Annotated in this window: 12 protein-coding genes and 1 pseudogene; 4 read left to right on the top strand and 9 right to left on the bottom strand. The window is 65.8% G+C overall.

Annotation, left to right across the window (positions count from 1 at the left end):
- Together J7024_RS16720 and J7024_RS16715 are read left to right on the top strand one after the other, a co-directional pair.
- The coding region (locus J7024_RS16720) for a nucleotidyltransferase family protein (RefSeq protein ID WP_234745312.1) at positions 1–575 on the top strand (575 nt) is incomplete at its 5' end.
- Between the two features lie 193 nt (positions 576–768).
- Positions 769–912: a hypothetical protein gene (locus J7024_RS16715; protein WP_006752960.1), complete on the top strand. Its 144-nt coding sequence runs from the start codon at positions 769–771 to the stop codon at positions 910–912.
- A gap of 261 nt (positions 913–1,173) precedes the next feature.
- On the opposite strand, the gene panE is transcribed toward J7024_RS16715, so the two are convergent.
- Entirely contained in the window at positions 1,174–2,112 is a 939-nt protein-coding gene (gene panE / locus J7024_RS16710) for a 2-dehydropantoate 2-reductase (protein ID WP_175787818.1), read from the bottom strand.
- A gap of 256 nt (positions 2,113–2,368) precedes the next feature.
- Here panE and J7024_RS16705 point away from each other — a divergent pair, with 256 nt between their 5' ends.
- Positions 2,369–3,922, top strand: coding sequence for a methyl-accepting chemotaxis protein (locus J7024_RS16705; RefSeq protein ID WP_124830908.1), 1,554 nt, complete (start codon positions 2,369–2,371; stop codon positions 3,920–3,922).
- An 82-nt stretch (positions 3,923–4,004) separates the two neighbouring features.
- On the opposite strand, the gene J7024_RS16700 is transcribed toward J7024_RS16705, so the two are convergent.
- The 5 genes and pseudogenes from J7024_RS16700 to J7024_RS16680 all read right to left on the bottom strand — a co-directional run bounded on the left by J7024_RS16700 (position 4,005) and on the right by J7024_RS16680 (position 11,581).
- The gene (locus J7024_RS16700; RefSeq protein ID WP_124830907.1) at positions 4,005–4,262 is read right to left on the bottom strand and encodes a PAAR domain-containing protein; all 258 of its coding nucleotides are present in this window, start codon (positions 4,260–4,262) and stop codon (positions 4,005–4,007) included.
- 68 nt (positions 4,263–4,330) lie between these two features.
- Positions 4,331–5,812, bottom strand: coding sequence for a virulence factor (locus J7024_RS16695; protein WP_233410028.1), 1,482 nt, complete (start codon positions 5,810–5,812; stop codon positions 4,331–4,333).
- Positions 5,809–7,968 (bottom strand): annotated as a pseudogene (locus J7024_RS16690) (T6SS effector phospholipase Tle3 domain-containing protein). Before J7024_RS16690 ends, J7024_RS16695 begins: the two are co-directional and overlap by 4 nt.
- Before the next feature lie 269 nt (positions 7,969–8,237).
- Positions 8,238–10,868, bottom strand: a complete 2,631-nt coding sequence (locus J7024_RS16685) for a type VI secretion system Vgr family protein (RefSeq protein WP_442861905.1) — start codon at positions 10,866–10,868, stop codon at positions 8,238–8,240.
- A gap of 35 nt (positions 10,869–10,903) precedes the next feature.
- A complete protein-coding gene (locus tag J7024_RS16680) occupies positions 10,904–11,581 on the bottom strand; it encodes a response regulator transcription factor (RefSeq protein ID WP_124830612.1) in 678 nt (225 codons plus the stop codon).
- A 376-nt stretch (positions 11,582–11,957) separates the two neighbouring features.
- Between J7024_RS16680 and J7024_RS16675 the strand changes: the two genes are divergently transcribed.
- Positions 11,958–12,449 (top strand): hypothetical protein, encoded by a 492-nt coding sequence (locus J7024_RS16675; protein ID WP_124830611.1) that lies wholly within the window; start codon positions 11,958–11,960, stop codon positions 12,447–12,449.
- Positions 12,450–12,524: 75 nt separating this feature from the next.
- Here the strand turns inward: J7024_RS16675 and J7024_RS16670 are convergent, their stop codons facing one another.
- From J7024_RS16670 to J7024_RS16660, 3 genes are all read right to left on the bottom strand, one after another.
- The gene (locus J7024_RS16670) at positions 12,525–13,886 is read right to left on the bottom strand and encodes a sigma-54 dependent transcriptional regulator (protein WP_124830610.1); all 1,362 of its coding nucleotides are present in this window, start codon (positions 13,884–13,886) and stop codon (positions 12,525–12,527) included.
- Positions 13,887–14,058: 172 nt separating this feature from the next.
- Positions 14,059–14,643: a hypothetical protein gene (locus J7024_RS16665; protein WP_124830609.1), complete on the bottom strand. Its 585-nt coding sequence runs from the start codon at positions 14,641–14,643 to the stop codon at positions 14,059–14,061.
- Between the two features lie 155 nt (positions 14,644–14,798).
- Positions 14,799–16,343 (bottom strand): chemotaxis protein CheA, encoded by a 1,545-nt coding sequence (locus J7024_RS16660; protein WP_234745311.1) that lies wholly within the window; start codon positions 16,341–16,343, stop codon positions 14,799–14,801.
- Positions 16,344–16,374: the final 31 nt, after the last annotated feature.

Here is a 16,374-nt window from a genome sequence, read left to right as displayed (position 1 = left end):
CGTCACTCGCCACCGGCGTCCTGCTCGCCGGCGGCCTCGGTCAACGCTTCGACCCGAGCGGTCTGCAAAGCAAGCTGCTTGCGCTGCTGCCCGACGGCACGCCGGTCGCGGTGGCGGCCGCCCGTCATCTCGCGGCGGCCACGGCCGACGTGATCGCCGTCGTGCGTCCCGGCGCCGAAAAACTCGCGATTCTGCTGAACGAGGCCGGCTGCCAGGTCGTCTATGCACCCGACGCGACGCGCGGGATGGGCGCGAGCCTTGCCGCGGGCGTGCGCATGACGCCGGAAGCAACCGGCTGGCTGGTCGCGCTCGCCGACATGCCGTGGATCGCGGCATCCACCTACGAAGCGCTCACGCGCGCGCTCGATGCCGACGACGCATCGATCGTCGCCCCCGTGCACCAAGGCGTGCGCGGTCATCCGGTCGGCTTCGCCGCCCGCCATTACGACGCGCTGGCCGCGCTCGATGGCGATACGGGCGCCCGCACGCTATTTGCCAGCGCCCCGGTGAACCTGCTCGACGTCGACGACCCCGGCATCCTGCGCGACGTCGATACGCCGGCGGATCTGCGCTGACGCCGGCCGCAACGCGCATCGTGCATGCGCTCGTTCGTTACGCGCTCCGGCCCGATACCCTCGGATACGCCAATATCGCCGGCCATTCGCACGCTGTGACGAGATTCCCGCTGCAAACGCGCGCCCGATTGCCTATAACGAAGACGAGGCGCGCGCGCCGCGCCACCGCCGTCACGCACTGCGCGAGTTCTCCATGGACCACACGACACCAATGCCGGAGCCCCCGGCCGACCCGAATCGCGATCCGGAAGACGATCCGTTGTCGCCACCGCCGCCGGGGCATCCCCACGACAACCCGCAGCAGCCCGACGGGCCGCCGAGCAAGGATCCGGTCTGACCGGGCGCCTGCGTTCGGACGCGCCGCCGACGTGCCTGGCCGCCTCCGCAGGGCGGCGATCCGTCGCTGCGGCGACACCGCACGAGCGCCGGCCACCGCGCCGTGGAACCGCACTCGATTGCCGCCGGTGTCCGGCTGACTGCCGACGGCGCATCGCTCGACTCGTGCGTAGCGCCCCCGCGAAATCGCCACGCGCGCATGACTTCATGCGCCGCGCAGCGCATACCCGGAAATACATCGCGACGAAAGCCGCTCCCGCGGCTACCCCGCCGCGTGCTCCCGTGCGACGCGCACCTCATACGTCTTCAGATGGTTGTACGCGATCCGCAGCAGCGACAGCGCATCCGTCGCCTGCGGATCGCGGCGCGCGAGCAGGTCGCCGATCACGTGATCGGCCTCGACCCGCGCATGGTTCTCGACGTCGCGCAGCATCGATGCGGTCAGCGGCGACGGCGTCAGCACCATCCGCTGCATCCGCTCGATCGCCGCCGGATCGGGCCGGTGCCCGTTGTGCGCGGCGATCGCGCTGCATTCGTCGAGCATCGTCTCGAGCAAACGACGGCCGTCCGGCGCAGCGAGAATGTCGCCGATCGAGCCGCGAAACAGCGACGTGCTCGCCGCGAGCGTCGCGAGAAACACCCACTTCTCCCACATGCGCGCGGCGATATCGTCACTGAGCGTCGCATCGAAGCCCGCGCCGCCCAGCACGTCGGCCAGCGCACCCACGCGTGCCGATTCGCCACCGGCGAGTTCGCCGAACGACAATCCGTGCGTATCGTTCAGGTGCACGATCCGCTGCTCGCGATCGAGCGTGGCCGCGATCACGCACAGGCCGCCCAGCACCTGCGCGGGGCCGAAGCGGTCGCGCAGCGCGTCGAGATGGCGCATCCCGTTGAGCATCGGCAGGATCAGCGTCGACGGCCCGACGAACGGCGCGAACGACGCGATCGCATCGTCGAGGCTGTACGCCTTGCAGCTCAGCAGCACGAGGTCGAACGGCGCGGCCGTATCGGTCGCGCGCACGGTCTGCACGTTCGCGAGCGTCAGGTCGCCTCGCGGGCTGCGAATCAGCAGCCCGTCGCGGGCGAGCGCGGCCGCGCGACCGTCGCGCACCAGGAAGGTCACGTCGCGCCCCGCCGCCGCAAGCCGGCCGCCGAAATATCCGCCGACCGCGCCGGCCCCTACCACCAGAATCCGCATCGTTGCCTCCTTTCGGTTTCGTTCGGCGTCGCTACCCGCGCCCGGTCTCCCGGACGAACAGCGCAACCGTCATCGTCCGACAGTATAGCGACGCTCAATATGTATATGCATAGATGACCGTACCGCGCTCGATGGCATTGGGGGCGGCATGGCGTCTAAGGGATTTCCCGCCTACGGCACCGTTCGTTGCGCGCCGTCAAAGACTTATCCCGTCGCGCCGTTCCGGCGCTCGTTCGACCGACCGACCTTACTCACCATGCGCACCCTCTCCCTGAACCAGAAACTTGCTTCGATGATCGTCATTCTGTGGCTCGGCCTGCTCGTGATCGCCGGCATCGGCGCATGGCAGACCCGCGCGTCGATGATCACCGATCGCCGCGACCAGCTTGCGACGCTGGTTGCGCAGGCCGCGAGCGTCGCCGACCACTACTACAAGCTGTCGCAGCAGAACGCGCTGCCGGAAGCCGATGCGAAGCAGAAGGCGCTCGAGGCGATCGCTGCGATGCGCTACGGCACCGACGGCTACATTTCGATCAACGACTCGAAGCCGGTGATCGTGATGCATCCGATCAAGACCGACCTCGACGGCAAGGACGTGTCGAATTTCGCGGATCCGAACGGCAAGCACCTGTTCGTCGAAATCGTGAAGGCCGGCAACGACGAAGGCGGCAAGGGCTTCGTCGAATATCTGTGGCCGAAGCCGGGCGCCGACAAGCCGCAGGACAAGACCAGCGCGGTGCAACGCTTCGCCCCGTGGGACTGGTATCTCGTGACGGGCATGTATATGGACGACGTGCGCTCCGCCGTGCTGGCGAGCATCGGCCGCTGGTTCGCGATGACGGCCGTGCTCGGCGCGATCGCGACCACGGTGATGGTGCTCGTGCTGAAAAGCGTCCGCGCGAACCTCGGCGGCGAACTCGAAGTCGCGCTCGACACCGCGCAACGCATCGCGCAGGGCGACCTGACAGCGCGCGTGAACGTGAAGCACGACGATCACGGCAGCCTGCTGCATGCCTTGCACATGATGCAGGGCGGACTGATCGACATGGTGTCGCGCGTACGGATGGGCACCGAGAACATCAACGTCGGCGCGAGCGAAATCGCATCGGGCAATACGGACCTGTCGCAGCGCACCGAGGAACAGGCGGCCGCGCTCGTGCAGACCGCGTCGAGCATGGACCAGATGACCGCGAACGTGAAGCAGAACGCGGAAAGCGCCGCGCAGGCCGCGAGCCTCGCCGACCAGGCAGCGCAAGTCGCGACGCGCGGCAGCGCGGTGGTCGACGATGTCGTGCGCACGATGAACGAAATCACCGACCGCTCGCACAAGATCGGCGACATCATCGGCGTGATCGACGGGATCGCGTTCCAGACCAACATCCTCGCGTTGAACGCGGCAGTCGAGGCCGCGCGTGCCGGCGAACAGGGTCGCGGCTTCGCGGTGGTCGCGGCCGAAGTGCGCTCGCTCGCGCAACGCTCGGCGACGGCCGCGAAGGAAATCAAGTCGCTGATCGTGTCGTCGAACGAGACGGTCGAGCATGGCGCGACGCTCGTCACGCATGCGGGCGAGACGATGGCCGAGATCGTGCAGTCGGTGCGGCGTGTCAACGAGATACTCGACGAGATCAGCCACGCGTCGCGCGAGCAGAGCTCGGGAATCGAGCAGGTCAATCGCGCGGTGGGCGAGATGGACCAGGTCACGCAGCAGAACGCGGCGCTCGTCGAGCAAGCCGCGGCCGCCGCGCATTCGCTGCGCGATCAGGCCGAAGCGTTGCGGGAAGCCGTCACGCGCTTCGCGTTGCCGGCCTGACGGGGTGGCCCGGCATCGTCAGGCGTGCCTCACGCCGGGTGTCGGATCTCCGATGGCGGCCGCCCGGCCCGGCCGGCTGCGTTCAGATACGTCCGGAATCGACAACCGAAGAAATCAACGCCGCACCGCAGGAAGTCTTGTGGCCGTCGAACGCAGCGTCCCGGCCTTCGACGTTGAAATCCGGGTCGCCTTCGAGGATGGTGCACGTGCCGTGAACCAGGCATGAACACGTGTCGCCGACGCGAGCAACCACGTGGCCCATCACCTTGCTTGTTGCCGCGCCGGACTCGACCCGGCCGCCGTGGGTATGGGTATCGCCTACCCGGATAATTCCACGCATATATCGTCCTTTGAATGATTTGCACAGCGGTTGCGTGCGCATGCAATGTGCAGTCGCGGTGGCTTGGGTTACCACGAGTAGCCCTGCATCCCGTAATCGGCATCGTATCGGCGGCCCCACCACGGCAGGTAGGCGTTGTTCCCGCCGCGTGCGCGGAACCAGTCCTTCGTCGGATCGATCGGCGTGAGCTTCGACGGCGGCCTGACGACAACCGCGACGGGATGTTCAGGGTCGGTCGTGCCGGCGACGAGCGCGTTGCCGCCGAAGTGATTGATCCGGCCGATCGCGAGCGCCACGTTGGTCAATGCGCTGCCGGTTCCCATGTCGCCAAGCAGCCCGGTCGTGTTGAAGGTCTGCTTCATGTAGTCGTATTCCGGAAGCGTTTCGGTCAACGTTTGCGAGAGCGCGGCAAGACGGGACGACGATGCGTCACTGCCTTTGCCTGCGTCGTGGAAGATGTATTCGAGGTCCGGAACCGCCACACCGGCATTGCGCGCTGCTTCATCGATGGTTGCCTTCCATGCCTGTACGGCGCGCGTCGTGCCGACCTTCCGCTCAAACGCCTGTGTATTGCCGGTTGCGGCCCTGCTGATCCACGCGAGCGGTTCGCGCTCGGTGTTGAAGTTCGGGCCGGCGAGGAACAGCACGACGAGATTCTCGTTGATCTGCGCGTCGGTAGGCGGGAAGTTCGGTGCGTCCCAGTTGATTGCCCAGACGGTCTTGTCCGGGTTCGCCTGCAAGTAGTCCAGCGCGTTGTTCAGCGACGTGAAGCCGGCGTTCGCACCGCCTTGGGTGATGTGCACATCGGGGGGCGTGTCGCGGCTCCAAAGCGTCTTGGGTGACGGCGGACCGATTTCGAAGTATTCGACAATCTCGTTGCTCAAATATTCCTTGGCTTCGATCGGGTCAAGCCTTGGAGGTAGCGCGAACTCGATATGTATTCCCGCAAGCTCGCGCCAGTCCTTGGAGTTCTCGGGTTTTACGGTGTAGAAATAGTTCGCATTGGCGAAATAACGCGAACGCATTAACAGCAAAAACTTTCTCGCATACTTGTGATAGAAGCCTTTGAACGTCTCTTCGCCTTCGTTGCCGTACGCAATACCTGCTACCGATTGAACAGTAGTAAAGGACTTTGGTTCGGTGCGCACCATGTCATCATTCTTGTTCGGCGCGGTAAGCCCTTGCGCCCACAATAATTGCCATTCGGTCGGGTAATCCATACGTTGTAGTGGATTCAGCCAGATCAGGCCGACGACCTGAGCGAAGAATGGCCTCGCCGGTTCTTCTGCTGTTCGCGCAGCTTTGCCTGCAAGCTCCGGGGTGGGCGTGGCCTGTGCAGGACGCATCATGGACGTGGTGAACATAAACACCGCAAGGGCGGCCAAGGCAGGTAAGACTACGAATCGTTTCATCCAATCTCCTGTTTCCAGATGTACCGGATCGGGTTGTTCTACATACGCCATCAGCGTGGCGATGAGCACGGCGGCAAGCAGCCATACCGATATGGCGATGGCGATACGCCGCTGCCATGTAGCGATCAGCATCCTCATACGGCACCCCCGACCTTCAGATAAAGTTGGCCTTCACGTTCGTCCACGATCGCGTCGGGAATCGTGCCTTCGCTGGCCTTGGCGTGTACCCATTTGTGCATCGGCATTCGATCCAGATTTCCGGAGTCAAAGTACTTGGCGTACTTCTTGTTTGGGTTCGTATCGGGAATGCCGTCTCCCATCCGCCAATCCGCCTCAATGCGCAACGATTTGAGTTGCGCCTCTGTCAGATAGCACCGACCGACAGCAACGTCATACGCAAGCGCCTTCTCGGCATGCTCCGGATTGGTCATCGTCGTCGAGTGGTTGGTTGGGCTATTGGTCGCACTACGATCGAGCCAGTCGACAATCTGCTTGTCGCGCCATTCCTTGTAGCCTTCGGGTATTGCGCTCTTGCCGTCCTCGCCAATGACGTGGCCGTCGCGATCGAACCATTCGGTATTCAGCGTGCGACGCGCCTCCATCCGCATCAACGCGCTGTCCGGCTTCGGTTGCTGCCGTGCCTTGCGCAACGCTGTCATCGTTCTTTGCTTTGTACTGGTCGTAGGGATCGTCAGCTCGCTTGTCCGCATCGGCCTTGTTCGCGTCGCGCCATGCGGCCGGCGGATCGTTACCTTCGTTGAAGTCGCTCACCGCGGCGCCGTCCTTCGTTTCGACGGGCTTGCCGAACCGCAACGCCTTCGGCGGGAATGGATCATCGAGCGCTGGCGCGTCCGCTACCACCGTCCAGCCTTTCGGCGGATCGGCATTCACACGGAGCATGTTCAACGCCGAACTGATGCCGGTCACGACGAACATGAGCGGTGCAGACACAAGCGTCGCGGCTACCCCCAACACGCTTTCATTCCCCTTGACTGCGCCGATCAGATTGAATTTGGCCGGTGGCGACGGCGGATACCAGAAGCCCGACTTCGTTCCTGGCTTTCCATGCCGCCAGTCATCCTCCCAATACCGATAGGGTTTCTGCACACCAACCGGGAATCCCGAGGCAAACACCCGCTGCGTCAGGATGCCCGCTGCGCCGATGTCATCGAGTTCGTGCTTGCTGATCCCGCGCCAGCCGGTACCTGAACCGTCACTGCTGAAATCACCTGATCGTGCGGGCAGCAATACGCGGTGACGCGGCCATAGGTCGCCCCGTTCAAGCCGTGCCGGTCGCGGTCGGCTTGCGCGGCATAAGACCGGTTGCTCGTCAGCGAGACCGCTTGTTCTCCATGTCTTCATCGACCTTGTCGACCGACTGTTCGAAGGCTTTTCGGGCGCCGACGATCGACAGGAACTTGCCGAAGGTTTGGGTGCGCGCGGCGTAGGTCTGCCGTCCGCGCTGCCCGTTCGCGTCTTTCGTCGCGCGTTGCGACCACGTATCCATGAACGTGTCGGATTTGTACGGACCGTCTGCATTCGCGAGGCTGTATGGTGCGTTCGCCAGCATAATAGCGTCCGCCACGCAGTGCCGTGCGGCCCCACGGATCTTCGACATCGGGGAATGCGTCGCCGAAGAACGCCGCCGTGAGGCCGACGATGTTGCCCTGGCTGTGGCATACGACGGTAATGGGTACGTCGGCTTGCATCTGGCGGATCGACTCGATCAATTTGGCCAACCGCAAGGCCGCGAGCACGCCATACGCGCGCGGCGGCGCGCGATACAAAGGCCGGTTGGTCGGATTGATGCCTTGCACCGTCATCCATCCCATCGTTCGATCGTCCAGGCCGCCGTGCCAAAGATCGGGCAGGCTCGAACAGCCGTTCGTGAACGGGCCGCCGCCCCAATAGTCCTTCTCGTTCAGAAAGATCTTGTCGCCGTACTCTTTGAGTTCTTCGCCCGAGGCCCGATAACCCCACCGAAAGTGAATGACGGGCGAGAACGACGGATCGGGCTTGACGTAGTTGCCGGCCCAAAGCTTCGGATTCAGAAACCCATCCGGCGTCACGCTCTCGGTGTACTTCGCCGGCGTCAATTGCCCGGCTTCGATGCCGTGATACATCAATTGATCGTCGAGGCGCCCGATCCGGCGATTAAGACCCTTGCACAGCCCATCCTCCGTCGCATCGAACCATTCGCCCTCCGAGTTCACGCCATGCACGAAGATCACGACGCCGGGCAAGGGCATCTGCCTGATGCAGATAAGCGGCGTGTTCTTCGCGAACATCGTCATCCCTTCGACACGACCGACGATGATCGATGGCGGTTCAGGGCGCGACGCAGGTGCGTCAGGCAACCCGGCCTCAGTGGCTGGTTCGTCGGTGGGTGTGTCCGCTACCGGATGCGGATCGAGAAATGAATCGATCATTCAGACTCCTGCGCATGCTTATACGTTTTTCTTGATGAACTGCACCGCCAGCCTCTCGACCTGGTCGGCATCAACCGCCGGCAGCGTGCCCGCCGCGTCGGTCATAGAATTCGGCAGCCCGGTGGACGACTTCTTTACCCGGCCGTCGACCCCCGCAGCCGCGTTGCCGTCGGTGGGATGGATCGCTTCGGCACCCTGCCAAGCTTGTCTCGACCGAATTTCGGCATGTCCGCCGTCATGCTGGCCGCCCCACCCCACGAATGCCCCGCCGACTTCACCGTAAAGGTGCCCGGACACCCCAGCTCGATATCGCCGCCGCGCAGCTTCAGATACGCGCCACCGGACGTCACGAACACGACTTCATCGCTCGCCGTGCCGGTCAGCGTTCCGCCCGCCGCGGTCAATTGAATGTTCTTCGCCGAATCGACTTGCGTATCGTCGTTCTGCGACTGAATCGTGACCTTCCCGTGATTCGCGATCGCCGACACGCCATCGCTGTGCGCGAACATCGCGACACCGCGACCGGCATGCAGATTGATGCGCTCGCCGCTCGCGACCTGTACGTGCCGCTGCGCGATCTGATCGATGTTCTCGCCCGCATACACGACATGCGTTTTCGGCGTGACGTTGAGCGATCCCGACTGCGCGCCGAATGCCATCAAGGCGGACGCGTCGTCGCCCTCACCGCGCTGCGCGCTGTCGGGTGTCCAGTTTCGAAACGCGTCGGCGATGCTGTCCTGGCCCGCGGCATCGGCGGTCCGCCCACCGTGCTGGCCGGCATGGTCGCCGAGCGACTTGAAGAGTTCGGTGCATTGATCGAGCAGGCGAATCAGTTCCTCCCGATCAAGCTGGCCGCCGGTAGCCCGTGCACGCGCATAGGTCGACAGCAAAATGCCGCGGGCCGCGCGCAACGCCGCGGCGGCATCGGTGCGCAGTTCCGCACCTTCCCCCCGGTCGCTGCCGTGCCCGCCGTCGCGCGGCTGAGTCAGATAGCCCAGATTCAATTGGGTATGCGCGTGTTCGCTCGCCAGCTGTGCGGAGATTTGCGACGGGGTATCGTCCAGACGAAGCTGGTTATGACGCCGGCCCTTGATTTCCCTGGTCTTGATGCCGGACAGGTAGCGATTGCCGGGCAGCGCGCCGGTATCGCTGAAATTCGCGGGCGGGTTCGCACCGTTGCTCAACACCCCGATGATGACCAGCCGGTCGGGGTCGCCCGACAGACACCCCAACAGGACTTCCATACCGACCCGCGGCAGGAACAGCGCACCGAACCCGCTGCCCGCCAGGCTTGCCCCAACGCGAATGGGTGCACTGTCGCCGGCCGAATCGTTCGTACCGGCACCTTGCGCGTGCGCATGGTCTGCCGGATCGAAGCCGTGTATGCGCACGCGCACACGGCCGGCCGCGTCGCAAAACACTTCCTCGCCCTCGGTGCCGACGATCGTGCCGGTCAGCAGGTGAACCGGCGGCACATCGATGTTCGGATCGTAGGCAGGCTTGAGCGGCACGCCGCGCCGCACGCACGTGAAGCGGTTCTCGTAGCGCGTGTCGGTGTGCGCCGATCCGTCGACAGGTGCCGGGGAAGCGGTTTGCGCGAGGTTCAGACTCGCCGCGAAGAGCTCGCCCACGCGCCCCGTCAGATGCTTCGGCAGGTTGTTCAGGATCTCGTGCCGAACCGACGTGACCACGAACTGACGGCGATCGACCGGCTTCATGTCGAGCTCGGGGTCGCCCGTCAGCGTGAACCAGTGACCGACCGGCAAATCGCGCACGCTGCCGATCCCGTCGTAACGCTCGGCTTCGAACTGGTGCGCCAGTATCCGGTCGCGCGTGATGCGGTCGTGATCGCACCATGAATCGCCGACGTGCGGAATGTCGATCGCGACGTCGGTCAAGAGGTGCGCAAGGTCGTTCCCCGCGTCACCCTGGTCGATGCCGGTGACGGCCATGGAATCGTCTGCGCGAGCCGTCTTGTAATCCCAGGACGGACGGCGCACCTTGCCGGACGACAGGCTTTGACCGTGCGCAAACAGCGTCACGGTGTCGCGTTGTCCGGCCCGGGCGTCGCGCGGCTGAAGGCGCAGCGTACCTGCCGGTGCTTCCGTCACGCGATACGGGTCGTCGCAGAATATGAGCGTATGCGTCGGCCGCTCGCCACCCCGGCCGGCCTTCGCGAAGACCGTGATGCCCTCCCGGCGCAGCAGCCGCCGGATGAAACGCGCATCGGACTCGTTGACCTGCCGCGTGAGCTCGCGCACCGGATAGCGTTCGGCCTGCAATCCCGACAGGTCGAAATCGAACGCACGCGCGAGCGCGACGCTGCGCAGCTTCCACTCGTTCATCAGCGTCGCCAGGATTTCCGTCACGCTGCGCGACCGGAACACACGGGCGTTGGTGCGGCGATCCATCAACGACAGCGCGTCGCACACGTGCAGTTGATACACGGTCAGTTCGCCGTCGGACTGACCGGTCCGCACTTCGCGCACGATCGCGTTGATCGCCCGAATGCCGCCCCGGTCGGTCGTCAGCCGGACCGACACGGGCAGGCCGAGAAACAGCGCAGGCGACAAATGATCGTGGATGGACACGCAGGTCAGCGTGCCTTCGATGCCCGACATCAGCCCTTCGCGGATATCCGCGTGGTGAAGCGCCAGCAGATGGCCGACCGCGTGTTGTGCCTGCCCGAAATGAAGGGCGACCGGCCGCCGGTTCAAGTCACCCAGACCGGACGCAAAATGCCGGAATGCGGTTGCTGTCGACATCGCCATGCCCTCGTCATGCTTGCTTCCGGCCACCTCTATTGCACCCCGCCCGACCGTATCGCCACCCTGTTGCCGGCGAACCCGAGCCCGGCCGCCCGCTGGACCAGCTCGATATCGTTGGTCACGCCGAGCTTCTTCATCGCGCTGATCTTCTGCGCACTGACGGTCTGCTTGCCCTTGTTCAGCCGCTGAGCGATCGTCTTGATCGGAACGCCGGCCAGATACATGCGAATCACCTCGATCTCGCGCGCCGACAGCTTCACCGGCTGATGGTCGGGTTCGGCGAGCGAGTCGAGCGCGCGCCGCACGAGCGGCGACAGATAGCGCCCGCCGCTGTAGCTCGAATGGATCGCGGTCACAATGTGGCCGACTTCGTCGAACTTGCTGACGAGGCTGGCGCCGCCTTGCGCGAGGATCGAGCGGAAGATCACCGGATTCTCGTTGCCGACCAGCGCGACGATGCCGACGTTCGGGCGCATGCGCCGCAGCCACTCGAACAGCGCGAGGCCATCCATTTGCCTGTCGGCGCTGATCGAATAGTCGACCAGTGCGATGTCGCATTCGATGCTGTCGAGCGCCGCGGCGAGTTCGCCCGGGGACCGGTAGACGCCGACGAGATCGATCGCGCACGCGTCGACGGCGATGTGCTCCATGCCCGCCAGCGTCAACGGCCAGTCGTACGCGAAAACGGTGCGAATACTGAATTTCCCCATGCGCAGTTCCAGAAGGTTCGCCGGGCCGCGTAGCGCGGAATGCGCGCGCGGCCGGATCGGCGTTGAATCGGCAAGCGAGATATTTTTATCCCGGTCGTTATTCTATGAAGCCGTGCGCGGCAGGGATATCGGACGACGTATAGGACAGCCCTCAGGAACGTAATACGAGTTTGATATTTGCGCCGATTCGCTCGTTCGGCGGCAACCGGAGTCGGCCGGACGGCCAACGTTGCAGGCTGCGCGGGCCGCATGGCCGGCCCGCGGGGTAAAATTGCCCCCTTTGCATGCCATTCCGGGCGACCGGCCAGCGGCAGCGCGCCGATCGCGGCAGCGCGCCGCGCCCGCTCGCCGGCAGCCCGTACTCCCCGCTTCTCCCATGACCGAATCCGACCTGCAATCCGACGACACCTCCATCCACGAAGACGGCCTCTGGCGCGACAACGGCTGGACGGCACGCATCATCAAGAACGAAGACGACGACGGCTGGGCCGTCGAGATGATCAAGGACGGCGAGGCCGAGCCAGCGCTCGTCGGCCCGTGGACGATGGGCCGCGACAAGAAGAATCCGAAACCGATGGACGCGAACGCGTTCCGCACGCTCGTGAAAACCGCGACCGAGGTGCTGATGCGGCACGCGCAGCAACGCCGCGCGCTGCTGCACAAGGAAGTGACGGTTCAGGGCGAAGACGGACAGGATGTGTCGGTCACGCTCGACATCGTGCCGGACGAGTTCGAGCCGTACGCGGAGCTGAAGGCGTTCGACCCGTATGGCGAGCTGCTGGCCGACGCGAAAGTGTCCCCGGGGTTCAAGCTCAACAAGGCCAGTGCCCAACGCTGGGTCGAATCGGGCTTCGAACGTCCGGCCTGACGCCTGCGCCGGCGGCCCGACGCCGCCGGGCCCGCACCGTGGGCGGCGCATCCGGCGCGATCGGCACGATCGGCGTCAGCCGTGCAACCCGTGCGCGATCATCAGGCGGTACAGCGTCGCGCGCGAGACGCCCAGCTCCGCCGCGACGTCCGCGTGCTGGTGCCGGTGGCGCAGCAGCGTTTCCTCGATCGTGCGCCGCTCCGCCTGCCGGCGCACTTCCGCGAGCGTCGGCGGCTGGCGCGACGTGTACTGGTTCAATTCGAGGTCGGCAGCCGAGATCAGCGGGCCGTTCGTCATCACGACCGCGAACCGGATTCGGTTGATCAGCTCGCGCACGTTGCCGGGCCATGCATAGTTGTGGATCGCCTCGATCGCACTCGGCATGAAGCCGCGGATCCGGTGCGAGCTGTCGCCGCGATAGCGCCTGAGCACGTGCTCGGCGAGCAGCATGATGTCGCGGCCGCGCGCGCGCAGCGGCGGCTCGTCGATGCGCAGCACGCACAGGCGGTAATACAGGTCCGGGCGAAAGCGCCCTGCCTGCATCGCGGCCTCGAGATCGACGTGGGTCGCGGATACGATCCGCACGTCCACCGGAATCAACGCATGGCCGCCCAGCCGCTCGATCTTGCCTTCCTGCAGAAAGCGCAGCAGGCTCGCCTGGCTCTCGAACGGCATGTCGCCAATCTCGTCGAGAAACAGCGTGCCGCCGTGCGCGGCCTCGATACGCCCGATCTTGCGCTGATGCGCGCCGGTAAATGCCCCGCGCTCATGACCGAACAGCTCGGCCTGCAGCAGCGTCGACGGAATCGCCGCGCAATTCACGGCGACGAACGGCGCATCGGCGCGCGACGACTGCTGATGGATCGCGGCCGCGGTCAGCTCCTTGCCGGTGCCGGATTCGCCGGCGATGAAGACAGTCGCCTCGGTGTTGGCGACCTTGCGGATCGTCGCGAACAGGCGACGCATCGCGTCGCAGGCGCCGATCATCGTACCGCCGGGCAGTGCGGCATCCGCGGCCGGGTCGCCCTCCGACAGTTTCACCATCCCGTATGCGTGGCCGACGAGATAACCGATGGTCGCGTCCGCGCTCCCGTAGCGCACGTAGTCGAAGCAGCACTGGCGGATCAGGCGCGCAACCGTCGTATCGCGCAGCCCGTCGTCATCCGCGAGCGCGACCCAGCCGACGCGCGGATCGCGCAGCAACGTCTCGAACGCTCCGACGTCGGGCGACGCGAAGTCGCCGAAATCGACGATACCCGCATGCAGCCGGTTCGCCTTGACGAGATTGAGTGCGTCCGCAACGGTTTTCGCACGCCATACGTCCCAGCCGCGCGACGCGAGACAGTCGATCAGCGCAGGGGCGGGATGCTGCGACAGATAGATGAGCGGACGCGACGGCGCGGTGTGGTGGCGCCGGGCCGGCACGAACGGCGGCATGCATGCGTCCGGTTCGTCCTCCTCCGGGCCTGACAGTCTGATCGGGCAGCAATAGTTCACGATGGCCTCGCCGCGTGGGATTGTCCGTCGGGCCGCCCGGCGCGCCACGATGCGCGACGGGTCTCCCTGCCCGCGCGCGGCGCTGCCGGCGTGTCCGCACGGTAGTGTTTCGTTATCGGCAGAACACGACCCGCTGCGTATAGATTTGCGGTTCTGCGACTGGCCCCGCGGGCTGGTTGAGTTCATGGTTGTAGGGCCGGTAGACCTTGCCGTTCACTGTCACGTCCGTCGCACGCGCCGTCTCGATCGTGTTCAGACTGTTGCGTTGCCAGTCGCTGACGCGGTCCGACGCCGATACGCTCGACTCGCCGGCGATCTTCTGCGTGATCGCGCTGCTGTCGCTCCACGGTTGCGTCTGCATGTCCTCCGCGTGCTGCATCGCGCCGACCGTCTTGCCGGTCGACGCCGGCCCGTTCTGCGCTTCGAACGGCGTGCCGCGGCCGTATACCGGCGATTGCCACGAAGGCGCATGGCCTTCCTCCGGCATCATGTAAATCATCTGCGGATCGCCGACCATCATCATCGGCACGCATGCCGTGTTGTCCGGGCGGCCGAGCGTGGTCAGCGCCTGCTGCACGCTCGCTGCGTTCGCAAGGGTCTGCTCGCTCAGGATGACGAAAACCGCAGGGTTCTGGAAAACCGACTGTGCGGCAGCTTGCGTGCCGTACAGCAACAGAGCGACCAAAAAGATCCTCATGATTGAGGCCTCCTTGTACCCTCGACAGGCAAAAAGAGGTGTTGACCTCGGGGATGGGACCAACACCCGTCAAACCTGCAACGCGCGTCGCGCAGCGGGTTCCGGCGGCTCCCGCACGGCCGGCGTGCGGTCGCGCGGGAGCCGGACCCGCTTGCTTACGACGACGTGCTCGTCGAGATGACGGCCGGAGCCGGCATGGCCGGAGCGGCCGGTGCAGCCTGCTGGTCGACTGCCGGCGCGAGATCCTTCGCCTGGTCGGTCACGGCCGGCGAATCGGCGGCCGGTACCGGCGCGGCGGGCTGGGCGGCTTCGGGGGCCGGCGCTTCGGCAGCCGGCGCTTCAGCAGCCGCTTGCGGTGCCGCATCGGCAGCCTTCGCATCGACCGCGGGCGCGGGCATTGCAGCAGCGTCGGCCTGCGGTGCGGCGTCGGTCGTGGCCGGAGCGGCTTGCGCGGCATCCTGCGTCTTCGTGTCGACGGCCGGCTGCGCCGCTGCTTGCGCGGCGGTGTCGGTCGCGGCCGGCGCAGGTTCCGGTGCCTTGTCGGCCACTGCCGGCACTGGTTCCGGTGCCGGTGCCGTGTCGGCAACCGCAGGTGCGGGCTCCGGTGCCTTGTCGGCAACGGCCGGCGCAGGTTCGGCTGCCTTGTCGGCGACGGCCGGCGCAGCGACGACGGCGGCCGCGATGGCCGCGGTCCCTGCGGCCGGTACGACGGCAGGTGCAGCCGCAACCGCAGGCGCTGCCGCAGGTGCTGCCGCCGCAACCGGCGCAGCGGCGGCAGCCGGCACGGCTGCCGCGGCCTGGGACGCCTTCGCGGCGGCCGCCTGTGCGGCGACCGGCACTGCGCTGACAGCAGGTGCGGCGATCGACGGTGCGGGCATCGGTGCGGCGATCGGTGCTGACTGGACGGCGGTCGTCGCCACCGGGCGCGTCTGTGCGGGTGCCGGCGCGGCCGCGTCGAGCGGCGGCAGACCCATGCGGTTGCGCACCAGCGGATCGCGATACTTCACGTCGTCGGCGACGGTCGCTTCGGCAGCCGGCGCCACGTTCGAGCGCGCCAGCGGCGCGGTCGTGCCCGGGCACAGGTGGCCGGTCGCTTCCACTGCACGCCGGTTCGCATCGCTCTGGCAGAGCAGCGCGAGCGCAACGTCGGTCAACCCCATCGCACGGAATTCACGCGCATCGAGGCGACGCACGCACGCCTGGTCGACGAGCGTCGTGCCGCCGGTCGCGCCGAATCCCGGGAACGACACGCCGACGCTCACCGAGCCCATGCAGGTATCGGACAGCGTGGTCGTGAGGCCGGGCGCCTGGATCGCCGGGTTCGTCTTGATTGTCTGGGTACCCGAATAGTTGACGTTTTCCGCCGACTGGGTGTTGTACGGGTTGGTGCCGGGTGAGCCAGCCGACGCGAGAGAGCTCACGCCTTGCGGTGTCACGTTCGAACCGCCGCTCGTGCTGGACGGCATCGTCACGTTCACGTTCACGTTCGAATTGCCGCTCCCGCGCACGCCGCTGCTACTGGTCGCACTGCCGCCGGTCGAGGTGTTCGTATTCATGCTCGAACCGCCGCCCTGGCTGATCGACGTCGACGATGTCGACGACTGCGCGCTTGAGGTCGAGTCGGCGGTTTGCGCTTGGGCACCGATCGTGGTCATCGCGAACATTGCCGCGCATGCCACCTTGATCTTGTTGCTGTTCATTTCAATCTCCGGACGAGGTTTGACCTCCCAC

This window comes from Burkholderia sp. WTPI3 (assembly GCF_021483755.1).
GTDB lineage: Bacteria > Pseudomonadota > Gammaproteobacteria > Burkholderiales > Burkholderiaceae > Burkholderia.
This window is presented reverse-complemented; position numbering and strand designations above follow the sequence as displayed.

Excerpts from the sequence above, each read along its gene's own strand:
- J7024_RS16675 (WP_124830611.1), top strand. The coding sequence starts at position 11,958 with ATGACCGAATCCGACCTGCAATCCGACGACACCTCCATCCACGAAGAC.
- J7024_RS16680 (WP_124830612.1), bottom strand. The coding sequence starts at position 11,581 with ATGGGGAAATTCAGTATTCGCACCGTTTTCGCGTACGACTGGCCGTTG.
- J7024_RS16705 (WP_124830908.1), top strand. The coding sequence starts at position 2,369 with ATGCGCACCCTCTCCCTGAACCAGAAACTTGCTTCGATGATCGTCATT.
- J7024_RS16660 (WP_234745311.1), bottom strand. The coding sequence starts at position 16,343 with ATGAACAGCAACAAGATCAAGGTGGCATGCGCGGCAATGTTCGCGATG.
- J7024_RS16700 (WP_124830907.1), bottom strand. The coding sequence starts at position 4,262 with ATGCGTGGAATTATCCGGGTAGGCGATACCCATACCCACGGCGGCCGG.
- J7024_RS16685 (WP_442861905.1), bottom strand. The coding sequence starts at position 10,868 with ATGTCGACAGCAACCGCATTCCGGCATTTTGCGTCCGGTCTGGGTGAC.
- J7024_RS16695 (WP_233410028.1), bottom strand. The coding sequence starts at position 5,812 with ATGAGGATGCTGATCGCTACATGGCAGCGGCGTATCGCCATCGCCATA.
- J7024_RS16670 (WP_124830610.1), bottom strand. The coding sequence starts at position 13,886 with ATGCCGCCGTTCGTGCCGGCCCGGCGCCACCACACCGCGCCGTCGCGT.
- panE (WP_175787818.1), bottom strand. The coding sequence starts at position 2,112 with ATGCGGATTCTGGTGGTAGGGGCCGGCGCGGTCGGCGGATATTTCGGC.
- J7024_RS16715 (WP_006752960.1), top strand. The coding sequence starts at position 769 with ATGGACCACACGACACCAATGCCGGAGCCCCCGGCCGACCCGAATCGC.
- J7024_RS16665 (WP_124830609.1), bottom strand. The coding sequence starts at position 14,643 with ATGAGGATCTTTTTGGTCGCTCTGTTGCTGTACGGCACGCAAGCTGCC.